The 13,093-nt window shown below is 56.7% G+C and carries 2 protein-coding genes; one reads left to right on the forward strand and one right to left on the reverse strand.

Translation table 11 applies throughout. The features are described from left to right. Positions 1–120: 120 nt before the first annotated feature. Positions 121–12,105 carry a fibronectin type III domain-containing protein gene (locus FHS18_RS29135; protein ID WP_183603918.1) on the forward strand — a complete coding sequence of 3,995 codons (11,985 nt, stop codon included), beginning with the start codon at positions 121–123 and terminating at the stop codon, positions 12,103–12,105. Between the two features lie 385 nt (positions 12,106–12,490). Here the strand turns inward: FHS18_RS29135 and FHS18_RS29140 are convergent. Beyond that, positions 12,491–13,093 (reverse strand): transposase (locus tag FHS18_RS29140; RefSeq protein WP_183603919.1); only part of this gene is annotated, 603 nt, incomplete at its 5' end.

Raw genomic sequence — 13,093 nt, forward strand, 5'->3', positions numbered from 1 at the left:
TTAACAAAATTTTAGCTAAAGGTTGCTACAATATGGATAGACATATCGCTTATGTGAATGGTATACTCGCAAACATGTAGATACGTAACGTATCCGATGATGAGAAGGAGCGTATAAGACGTGACGCGAAAACCGAATAAGTGGAAGCAATGGACGAGGCGAATGGCCATCGTGCAGAGCGGCGTGCTGCTATTTGGATTAGCCACTCCATTTGCCCATGCCTCACCGGTTAGGCAGCCGGAGACGATGCAGCAGCTGTTCGACCAATTGCTTCAAGCTAACCCCCAGATTGAGCGCAATACCTCAGATTTATCCGCGCAAGACCCAATTTTACAAGAACCCATTCCCAACACCGTGAAAGTCGCAACCGTAAATTCCGAGCAACCCCCTGATTCATCCAGTAACCCAGAGCAACCCTCAGAACAACCTGGCAACATCGAGTCACCCCCTCAAGATGAGCAACCTCAACCTGATTCATCCGACCATCCCGAAGATCCACAACCGACAGACCCGATTGAGAATGACGCGACAGATCCCGATTCTGCCGATTCGCAGAATGATCCGCCAAGCAACGTCCCGTCCGATCCCGCAACTGGCGACGATAACGCAAGCGATGAACCGACCGATTCCGAAGAGCCGATAGACGGGGAAACCGATGATTCCGATGGCGAACAGCCGGATGATGACGTTGATCCAGCGGTACAATTTGCCTCGCAATGGGCATTCGCGGAGTTGGACGTCTCGGAAGCTGCAGCCTTGATCGAAGCATCCGGCGCACAGGCGCAATCCACGGTCGTGGCCGTCATTGATACTGGCGTGGATGGCACGCATCCGTTGCTAGACGGATCGGTTCTTCCAGGGATCGCATGCACCGGCGAGGGAGAAGGCATATGTGACGGCGAAGATGCCGGCGACAGCTCCGAGGACGGCCATGGCACGCAGATTGCCGGCCTTACCGCAGGACTCTCCAAGCTGCTTGCCCCGCAAGCTTCCGTTCGGATCCTGCCGATCTCGGTCGGAGAGGAAGAGGGCGAGATCAGGATCGACCGCGTCTCTGCCGCTGTAAAGGCAGCCGTCAACTGGGAAGGCGCCGGCGGCCAACAGGTTGACGTTATCCTCGTTGGCCTAGGAGAGCGGTCTCCGGGAATGCCATTCCCAATGGGAGACGCCGTTCAAGAAGCGAAGGATGCCGGAATCGACGTGCTTGCACTAGCAGGCGACGACGGGTATCCCGTGATTGTGGAAGATGAGAGCGTCGGCTCCTATTACCCGGCAGCGATAAATGCGGTTCTGACCGTCGGTGCTTACGGCCACAAAGGACATCAGATGTCCAACGATGGAGCAGACCTCCTTGCGCCGGGCGCCGATATCATCACGGCTTCGCTCGGAGGCGAGCTAGGCGAATATTCCGGCAGCTCGTATGCGGCAGCCATAGCGGCGGCCGGCGCGGCAGTCGTCCGCGCCTATAGCCAGACTCCGGTGGCGGAGGCGTTGTCCGGCGGAACGCTAGATGGCAGATGGAGCTTGAAGCGCGTCATCGAGACCGCATTCCCGGACCCGAACGACAAGACAGCTCCGGTATGGCCGGAGGAAGCGAGCTTGCAGGCGAGCGGCGTCGGTTACTCCAGCGCGGTACTGACCTGGCCGCAAGCTACGGACGAGAGCGGCTCGGTCCGTTACGAAATTACGCAAGACGGCAATAAGCTGCAAGGCTCCTACAGTTCCGGCTCCACGTTCGCGGGACTTAAGCCCGGCACCAAATACGCCTTCCAAGTGGAAGCGGTCGACCGCTCCGGTAACCGGAGCACTCCGCTTACATTGGACGTGACGGCCAAGTCGATCTCGCCAATCGAGCGAGTAACGGCAACGGCGGACGGCAGCAGCCCGAATGGCGACAGCGAGTTCGCTTCGGTCAGCGATAACGGCAATCTGATCGCGTTCGAATCCGAAGCCAGCAATCTGATCGCCGATGACGGCAACAATGAAGCGGATGTTTTCGTCCGCAATCGCAAGGACGGCACGACCACACGCATCAGCGTCGCTTATGAAGGCGGGGATGCCGACGGCGGCAGTTATGCGCCGCTCATCAGCGGCGACGGCCGTTATGTCCTCTTTACCTCCGCTGCTTCGAATCTTACCAAGGTAGGGGATGAAGGGACGCAGGAAGATTTGTTCCTGGCGGATCTGGAGTCGGGTTCAATCGAGAAAGTCGCCGATCAGGTCGCCGCCGGATTTGCCTATAATTCGGCACGCCCTTATGCGATGAGCGCGGATGCCCGGTATATTGCGTTCGCCTCTTATGACAACAACGGCACGGAGAACGACTTGAACGGCACCTGGGACATTTTCCTCAAGGACCGCCGGACTTCATCGGTCATGCGGCTGACGGACCGGATCAAGGACCACTTCCATCCTTCGCAGCTGGATATCACGCCGAACGGCCGATACGTTACGTTTAGTATTAACCAAATCGGACTTTTGCCGGAAGATATCAATATTGACGAAGATATTTATGTGTACGATACGGTTCTGAACCAATATGAACTGATCAGCCATAATCCTCAGGGACTATCTGGCATGAATGACAGCCGCAATCCTTCGATTAGCGATGACGGCCGCTACGTCGCCTTCGAGTCCTACGCCGGCGACATTAGCGACGAGGATCAGGATTACTCCAACGATGTGTATGTATACGACCGTCGGACCAAGGTGCTGAAGGTGGCGAATATGACGGTCGGCGGGCAGCCGGGAGGCAGGGATAACGCGTTCGCCTCCTTTAGCGGAAGCGGCCGGTTCGTCGCGTTCGAGTCCAACGACAGTTTGGAACCGAGTGCCTACAACCGCAATGTGTATATACGCGATCTGAAGGAGGGATTGACCTACTGGATGGGGCAATCCGCTTCCGGCGAGGAGGCCAATGCCAATAACGAGCGACCGGCCATTAGCGCGGACGGCGGTCATCTCGTCTTCCAATCCCGTGCCGACAATCTGATCCCCGATCAGGGAGAGACGCTAGGGTACACGGAGATTTACTATACTTCCTCGCCAGCCGAGCTAGATCGGGACGTTCCGAAGTGGGAGTCGGGAGCGGAATTATCGGCGGCCCAGACAGGCGCTTCTTATGTAGCGCTCCAGTGGACACCGGCCGAAACGGCATCAAGGCAACAGCCTCGATACCGCGTCTACCGGAATGATGAGCTGGTAGGCGTAACGAATGAAGCCGCTTATCTGGTCACGGGCCTGGAAGCAGGCACGGCGTATTCGTTTAAAGTAGTTGCCGGCAGCAGCGACTACCAGTGGGGAACAGATCCGCTGCAGCAGGCGGTTACGACGCTCGCGGAGGCGGAGACCGATGCGCCGGCGAATGTCGCGAATGCGGCCTTTACGGTACAGCCCGGGCAGGTGGCTATCAGCTGGACCGAGCCAAGCGATCCCGATTTTATGTATATGCAGGTGCTGTGGCGTAAGCTAGGCGCCCCGGAAGATGCGGTGCAATCCACGCGGCTGCTGCCCAAAGGCAAACAGGCTGCGGTCATTACCAATCTGGTGAACCGCACGACGTACCAATTCGCATTTGCCGTCTATGACGCGGAAGGCAACAAGCAGGTCTATTCCGCCGATTCGGTTACGACCGGGACCGGTCCACGGATCGCCCGGATCGTCGACTCCGAAAGCGACGGCGATTATATGTCGAGCTTCGGCGGTATTCAGATTAGCGCGAACGGCCGATATACGGTCTTCGAATCGGACTCCACGACGCTGGCGGAAGGCGACCTGAATCGTGCGACCGACGTATTCTTATACGATTACAAGCAAGAAACCGTTCAGTTGATCAGCCGGGATGAGTTCGGCTTGCCGGGCAACGGCGACAGCATCAATCCGGACATTAGCGGCGACGGCCGATATATCGTCTTCGAGTCGAGCGCCACCAATCTGGAAGGTGCTTCATCCTCAGGATCCTATTCCCAAATCTTCATGCTGGACCGGGACGCCGACGGAGATGGCATCTTCGACGAAGAAGGCAGCGTGACGATGAAACGGATCAGCCAGTCCGCCATGGGCGACCCGGGCAATCATTTCAGCGAGACGCCGGCCATTAGCCAGGACGGCACGACGATTGTTTTCCAATCCAAGGCGAGCAATCTCTCGGATATCGAGACGAACCAATCGCAGCAGCTGTTCATCTACGATAACAGCAAGCCGGAAGGCGTACTGCAACTGCTCGCGAGCAGCGACGGTCAGCTGCTGAAAGGCACTTCGTTCGAGCCGGATGTTAGCGCGGACGGCAATACGATCGTCTTCGGTACGAGTGCCGCTATCGTAGCTACGGACACGAATGAAGCGGAAGACGTCTACCTCTATGACGCGGACAGCAAGACCTTCACGCAGCTGACGGTTCTCCCGGATATCAATCCTACCTATTACAAGGAAGTCGCTCATCCGACGGTGAGCGGGGACGGGAAGCGAGTAGCTTTTGCCTATCATGGCTATGAGTACAACGCCTTCGATATCTATGTCTACGATCGTTCAGCGGCGGAACCAACCATCAAGCGGATTACGTCCAAAACAAGCGAGAGTCAAAGCTATATCGACAGCACGCAGCCTTCAATCAGCCCGGATGGCCGCTACGTCGCGTTCAGTTCGGATCTGGCGGGCGTGATAGCGGGCGACAAGAACCACTATACCGACGTCTTCGTCTACGATCTGCAGGAGCAGACGGCGAAGCTGGCCAGCCGCGCTTACAACAATGAGCAAGGCAGCGCCTCCTCCTATAACCCGGCGATCAGCGAAGGGGGAACGGTCGTCGCATTCCGTTCCGTAGCCGAGAATCTCGTCACCGGCGACTATGAAGGGGTAGATGTATTCGTCACGGAGATGGATCAACCGGATGGCGGCGGCGGTCTCGCCACGTTAACGACCGAGCTCTTGGCAGGCGGCAAAGTGAAGCTGACCTGGGAAGGGCCGCAGGAAGGAGCGGGCATTGCCGGCTTCGAGGTGATACGTACCGGAAGTGACAATGTGCCTGTACCGGTCGCGCTGCTGGTCGCGAGTCAGACGACCTACACCGATCAACCGCCGGCAAGCGGCATCTACCGTTACAGTATCATCGCAGTTGATGCTGCTGGCGCCAAACGCCCTTATTCGGAAGAACGCGAAGTGCGCATCACCGATCTGTCGATTCAATCGGTCAGCTACCACACGCCGCTGGCCTTGAACAAGTACGCGATGATCGGCGGCCGCATTACGGCCGGGGCGACCGGAACGGCGGGAGCGATGGCACAAGCCGTCTTGAGCTACCGCAAGAACGACGAGCTGTTGACGCTGGCGGCTGACCTGTCCGAGCAATCGGCCGGCAGCTACGAGGGCAGCATGCTGTTGCCGGAGGGCGCAACCGAGATCGTCTCGCTGCAGGTAACGCTTGCCAAAGACGGCGAGGAAGTGAGCAGAAGCGCGCTTACAGGTGCCATTAAAGTCGGCGCCGCGCTTCGCATCGAACTCGAAACGCCGCACGAAGATTTGCTGGAAGGCGCTTATTTATCCGTAGCCAGCACGGCGATGAAGATTCGGACCGGCGTGAAGCTTGCGGGTATCGATAATCTGGTGCTGACCGGACTGCCGCAAGCGGGCGATTACCGGGTCAGCCTGGTGACGGCAGGCGGATTGGAGCTGCTTAGCCAGAATGCCGACAAGCGTTATTCGCTCACCTGGGGGGCGCAACAGACGCTGAAGCTCACTCCGACCTTCACGGCTTCGCTCCGCACCAAGGTGGTCGACGAATCCGGCGAGCCGATCCCGGGCATGACCCTTAGGATTTGGGACAGCGAGGGAGCGATTATCGCGACCGGAGAGACGAATTGGCAAGGAACGGACGGCATCGTGGAGGACAGAATATCCGGCGAGTCGCTGTCCGTCACCGCAAGCGACAAGACCTACCGGTACGTCCCGCAATCCAAGTCTGCGGTCCTCGTGCCGGGGGCCAATGAGCTTGTGCTTACTTTGGCCGAGCGGCCGAAGGCAACGGTTAAGGGCAAGATCACGAATCAGGACGGGACAGCGGTTCCGCGAGCGGTCGTGACGATCGTGCAGGACGTTGAAGATACCAAGTTTACTTCAACCGTGAAGACGGATAGTAACGGCGAGTATACGGCGGACGTATTCGCCGGCCCGGTCAAAATTCAAGCCGCGATTACGTATGTGGGCCGAACGCCAGCGGTCTCGAAGGAACTGGCGCCCGGCAAATCGCATACGGTCGACCTGATCTTCCAGGAAGGCAAGCCGACTACGGTGCGCGTCAATCTGTATACGAAAAATCTAGGCGGACAATGGATCGGACCTCACGAACTGGATTGGCGGACATCAGCTCACTTCCGGATCAATGTGCCGACCCACTCGGTACTGTCTTCCGGTAATCCGATGGTGCTCAAAGCCTCGCCTGGCGATGAAGTGCAGGTGTGCGCAAACGGTAGCGAATCGGGACTTCCTTCGCTTTGCGGCAGCGCGATTGTCGGGGAAGATTACAAAGCCGCGGTAGAGATCCGATTGGAGGATCTCGGAACGAAATTCAAAGGAGAGCTGGAGGCCCAATTCCCGCCGAACAATGATGCATGGCCATCCATGAACCTGTTCAAGCTGGCCGAGGAAGACGGCAAGCGCCAACTCGTGCAAGAAGCCGCGATCAAGTCGCGTCAATTCGAGTTCACGGTCGCAGAGGCTGGCAGCTATGTCGTACAAATCAAGTCAGGCGGCCATGTTATCGAACGGGAATTCATGTCCCGAACGGGGGAAACCGTTAATATCGGCTCTATCGCATTCCCGGCACAGTCGTTCTACAGCGGCAAATCCGGCAATGCGGTCACGCTGACGCCTGAACGCGTCGCGCTCGGAGGCGAGCTGCAGGTGAGGGCAACGTTCCGCAACCTCGGCCAATCCGTGACGGATCAGACCAAAATGCGCTTTGTCTTACCGCAGGGCACAAGCTATGTAGAAGGAAGCGGGGCATTGAACGGCCAACCGGCGACGCCGGCGATCGGCGGCAGCGACGTTGAGTTCTCCCTCGGCCAGATCGGCAAGGAGGAATCGGGAACGGTCGTATTCCGCTTGAAACTGAGCGATACGATGAATACAAGCGCGATCGTATTGGCGCCTCAGATGACTTTCGTGATCGGCCAGAAGACGAACAGCGAAATTCTTGCCCGCGCCGCGGCAGAAGTTCAAACGGTCACGCTGGATGCTCCTCAAGTCACCGGGCGACACGACCTGAAGGTGAGCGGGATTGCCAAGGCAGGCAGCACCGTGCGCGTCTATGAAGGCGAGCAGCTGCTTGGCGAGACAGTGGCCACTTCCACGGGTACGTGGAAACTGCCGATTGTTCTGCCTGAACGAGGTCAAGACGCCACGTACCGTCTGATCGCGGAATCCGATGACGGCACGACGAAGACGCCGAGCGAAGAGAAACGCATTCGCGTCAGCGCGGCCTATCCGCAGATGACGCAGGTCTCGATGCGCCAAGTCGACGGTCGTACGATGACCTTCGATCCGAGCGACGGGGTAGCCAAATTCCCGTACGTATTCGCGCCGGGCATGCCGTTTATTTTCAAAGTAACGTTCAATAACCCGGATGCGGTCAAGAATGTGGTCGTCCAGGCAGGCGGAACCTCCGCTCCTGCAGAAAGAGGGAAGGATGGGGTATTCACTGCCTCGCTGGTGACTTATAACCCGGGCGATATCTCCGTCTCTTACGAGGCACAGGATATCTTCATTGTGCCGGAGAAGCCTTCGGATGAGGAATTGCGCGAGCAGCTTCCTTCGGATATCCAGGATTACGAGACGCAAGAGATGCAGCTGGATACGATGAGCGACATGCTTCATACCGCTTCGATCAAAGGCTCCGTGCCGGTCGAAGACGGCAAGATCGGCATGGATATGTCGTATAAGCTGGAGCGGATTGAGAATTACACGCCTCCTGCCGCGGGCAGCTCAGGCTCTCCGGTACGGGGACTGCGTTTCAACTACGGCGTTAGCGGCAACCGCCTCAGCGTCTCCATCACGGCCTACATTCCGGAATCGGAGTTCGCCGCGCTTGGCGTAGAAGGCACCCTTGCGAAAATGTCCTCCGCAATGGCTGGCGACGAGCAGGCGATGAAGTCGTTGACTTCGTTCAGCGGAGCGGGCGCGGCGATCAAAGTCGCGATCAACAACGCGATGAAGTGGGAAGGCGCCGGTAAGGTATGGACGTCGATCGATACGCCTTACTCGATCTTCGACGGACTGGGCGTCAATGATGCGCTCAAGGAATTGGGCGATATCGCTCACGCGGCGGGTAACAGCTGCTCGTCCGGGCTGATTGCTCAAGTGTATGCGCATGAAGCCAGCGAAATCGCCCATCTGGCGATGGCCTATGAGTTGGCGAAGTGGACGATGATGCTTGGCTCGCTGGCCCTTGGACCGGCGACATTCGGCTGGGGAACGGTCGGGCTGTGGATGCTGACCAACGGCATCGGCAAAGTCATGGACGCCCATATCGGCTCCAAGATCGACGATCTGAAATCGCGTCTGGCGAACGATGAGGAATGCAAAGACGACGAAGAAGATGAAGAAGACGAGGATGACGATCGTGACGACAACGACGACGACAACGACAACGAAGACGATGAGGTCGCAAAACCGGTCTGGATCTATGATCCAAGCGGCTATGTGTACGAAGTAACGGAATCGCAACGCGTGTCGGGCGTCAAAGCAACGGTTATGTACAAGGACGAAACGACCGGAGCGTGGACGGTATGGGATGCGGACTGGTTCGGCCAGATTAACCCGCAGATCACCGATACCGCCGGCCGATATGGCTGGGATGTACCGCGCGGCTTGTGGAAGGTCGTTTATGAGAAGGAAGGCTACGCCACGGTGGAGAGTGCCGAACTCACCGTTCCGCCGCCGCATTTTGACGTCAATATTCCGCTCGTATCGATTCTGCCTGCGGCAATGACTTCCGCTTATGCGAAGGCTGGCGGGGAATACGTGGACATCATGTTCGATCGCCACGTTCAGCTGGAAACGATTGAAGCCAGCGGAATCACCGTTACGGCTCCTAGCGGAGAAGTTGTGGAAGGTACGTTCACGGGCGTGGATGAAATGGATTGGCAAGGGGCCAAGGTGGCCCGCCATATTCGCTTTACGCCGGCGGCACCGCTGCAGGCTGGGGCGACCTATACGATTACGGCGAGCAGCGCCATCTTGAGCTACAACAGCATTCCATCCGGAACCGATGCTAAGCAGACGGTCGCGATTGCGGCGGAAGACACGACGGCACCTGCTGCCGTTACCAATCCGGAAGCCTATGCCGAGCGCAATGCGATCGTGCTGGCTTGGGAAGACCCGACGGATATCGACTTCAAGCAGGTCGAGATTGCGTGGAAGCCAAGAGGCAGCGCGGATGCGGCCAACACCGTAACGGTTGCCAAAGGACAGCAGTGGACGCGCCTGACCGGACTTGAGGCGGAGACCGAATACCAGATTGCTTTCCGTACCCTCGACGATACCGGCAACGTAAGCGAGACGATCCTCATGCAGTCGACGATGGCGGCTAGCACGCCTGCTCCTGATACGGCAGGGCCGCTCGATATTACGGCACTGAGCGTTCAAACTGGCAGCGATAAGCTCGACTTAAGCTGGACCGACCCGGCATCGAGCGACCTGAAGGAGCTTACGGTCAGCTGGCGCAAACAAGGCACGGAGATAGAGCTTGGTTCTGCGACCGTGGCCAAAGGAGCGCAGCAACATACGATTACAGGCCTAGACAGCGATACGAACTACGAGGTTACCGTCACCGCATTCGACCAAGCCGGGAACAGTTCGTTCGGCGTAACGGTTGAAGCAAAGACGGCAATCGTGCCGGATACGACAGCGCCACTCGATGTAACGGAGCTGAAGGCTACGGCCGGCACCGACAAGTTAGACTTGAGCTGGATTGATCCGACAGCTAGTGACCTGAAAGAGCTGAATGTCAGCTGGAAGAAGAAAGGAACCACGGCTGAACTAGGCTCAGCAAATGTAGTCAAAGGCACACAGAAGCACACGATTACGGGCCTAGATAGCAATACGAGCTACGAAATCACCGTGACCGCATATGATCAGGCTGGCAACGGATCGACTGGCGCAACGGTTGAAGCGAAAACGTTGGTTCCGCCGGATACGACAGCGCCGCTCGATGTAACGGAGCTGAAGGCTACGGCAGGCACCGACAAGTTGGACTTGAGCTGGATTGATCCGACAGCAAGTGACCTGAAAGAGCTGAAGGTCAGCTGGAAGAAGAAAGGCACCACGGCTGAACTAGGTTCAGCAGCGGTAGTCAAAGGCATACAGAAGCATACGATTACGGGTCTAGACAGCGACACAAGCTACGAAATCACAGTGATCGCATACGATCAGGCTGGCAACGGCTCGACTGGCGCAACGGTTGAAGCGAAAACGTTGGTTCCGCCGGATACGACAGCGCCACTCGATGTAACGGAGCTGAAGGCTACGGCAGGCACCGAGAAGCTGGAACTAAGCTGGATTGATCCGACAGCAAGTGACTTGAAAGAGCTGAAGGTCAGCTGGAAGAAGAAAGGCACCACGGCTGAACTAGGTTCAGCAGCGGTAGTCAAAGGCATACAGAAGCATACGATTACGGGTCTAGACAGCGACACAAGCTACGAAATCACCGTGACCGCATATGATCAGGCTGGCAACGGCTCGACTGGCGTAACGGTTGAAGCAAAGACGACAATCGTGCCGGATACGACAGCGCCGATCGATGTAACGGAGCTGAAAGCTACGGTAGGCCTCGACAAGCTAGACTTGAGCTGGATTGATCCGACAGCGAGTGACCTGAAAGAGCTGAAGGTCAGCTGGAAGAAGAAAGGCAGCACGGCCGAACTAGGTTCAGCAACGGCAGTCAAAGGCATACAGAAGCATACGATTACGGGTCTAGACAGCGATACGAGTTACGAAATCACCGTGAAAGCACACGACGAAGCGGGCAACGGCTCGACCGGCGTAATGATCCAAGCCAAGACTTCCGCTGTTACAGGCGGCGGTGGTGGAGGTGGCGGCATACCGTTCCCGATTCCGGGAACGGGTCAAGAACAAGAACCTGATCCAGAACCGGTCGAAGAGGATAACGCCCTAACGACTGGACCGAATGGCGGTCGATATGACCTGCTCGGGAAGCAGCTTGCATTGAACATTCCAGCGTTCGCCTATGCGATGGAAATGAAAATTAGTTCGCTGCAGAAGCCGTTTGGCTCGGTTGTAGGCACGACGCTTAAACCGGTGACAGCAGCATTCGAACTGACGGGCGGGGCCCCATCGAAGCCGCTCGAGCTGACGATCGCTTATGACAAGCAGAACGCGGCAGCCATTGATCCGCGGAAGCTAGCCATCTATCGCCAACTGGCTGACGGCGGCTGGGAACTCGTCGGCGGCGTGAATGATACGAACGCCGGCAGCGTAACGGTGAGCATATCCCGACTTGGCATCTATGCGGTGCTTGCCGCAGCGCCAACCTTCGCCGACCTTGCGGACCATTGGAGCCGCGCGGATGTGGAGGTATTGGCAAGCCGCGGTATCGTGAACGGCGTAGGTGCTGGAGTATTTGCCCCGAACCGCCAGGTAACTCGCGCGGAGGCAGCCAAACTGCTAGTGACGCTGGCGATTTCCTTAGGTCGACAGTCGACTCGCGCCGCTAGCGGCTTCGAGGATGTCGACGCGAAAGCGTGGTATAAGGAAGCTGTCTTCCAAGCGCAAGCGCTAGGTATTATTGAAGGGACAGACGGCAAGTTCAGACCGAACGACCCGATTACTCGCGAAGAGCTGGCACTCATGCTGGCTAGAGCAACTGGTGCAGACATAGAGGCGATGGCCGACCGTTCGGCAGCCATTCTCGCGCCTTACCAAGACCGGACTTCGGTATCGGCTTGGGCTCAACCAGCCGTCGCTTATGCAATAGAAAGCGGCTATATGCGTGGCAGCCAGAATCAACTGAACCCGAAAGGGCTGGCTACTCGCGCCGAAGCAGCGGTCGTGTTGCTGAGAGTGATGGACAGCAAAGGTTTGTTCGTCAAATAGTCCTTACCCAAGTATCCCCCTTGGCCTCTGGCTAAGGGGGATACTTGTTGCGTTACTTTATGCTCTGCTCTGCAAAACGTTAAGCGTGTCCACGCAAGTGGACGTCAAGCGAAGGTCTGCTGGAATCTATCGCTTCATTCTCGAAGAATCGAGGTTCCTCCCGAGGCACCAGCGCCGCGAACGAAGCTCGAAGCCAAAGCTTTGTCCGAAGCCGAAACCGCATAATCAAGCAACATGTGAGATTCGGCCAGGACAAAAGCGGTCTCCCCTCGAAAGGACAGATCGAAGACGGCCGCGTCCCGTACCTAGCTAATTACGGGTGACCAGAGGGCAGTTGCCCTCTGGTTCCCCTCCAATGGAGGGGGCAATGCTGTCAGGTTAAGCTTTACAGGCTTCTGCGCTTCTTAATTGAGTAGCTATTCCCATCCGGTTGTTTCTTCCTAGGGAAGGAACGACCGGGTTTTACGGGAACAATATGACGCTGTAGTTCGGCCATTAATCGTACATACATCTTTTCTCTTCTTTTCTCATTAACTTCAAGCATTAGGTCAATAAGCCGATCTCTCATTTTACCGATCAGTATACTTTTATTGATCTTGTACTCATCATATTTGAGCGTCTGAATCCGGCCGCTTTCCTCCAATTCTTGAGCTGCGTCTTCTTCCATGATGGAGGCAATGTTACTCAAAAAAATGGTCGCGTAAAAGTCCTGCTCAACTAGTTGTGGCTTTTGAGCAGAGAAATTCTCAATTTCAAATTTTTGCTTGAGTGTTTTGAAGCGCTCCTCAATTCCCCAACGCTTGTTGTACAGCGCTTTACTTTCAGCATAAGGCAACTCTTCAGTCGTCAAGTTGGTAATCAAGATTTCTTCTACCCCAGTGTCCAAAGTGACCTTTAATACTCGAACATCAAATGCAGTCTCTGCCGGTACATAAACACCTTTATCCGCCAACTTTCTTGCACGGCGCTTGGATACGACGACATGTAC

Source organism: Paenibacillus phyllosphaerae, assembly GCF_014192105.1.
GTDB classification, from domain to species: Bacteria; Bacillota; Bacilli; order Paenibacillales; family Paenibacillaceae; genus Paenibacillus_Z; species Paenibacillus_Z phyllosphaerae.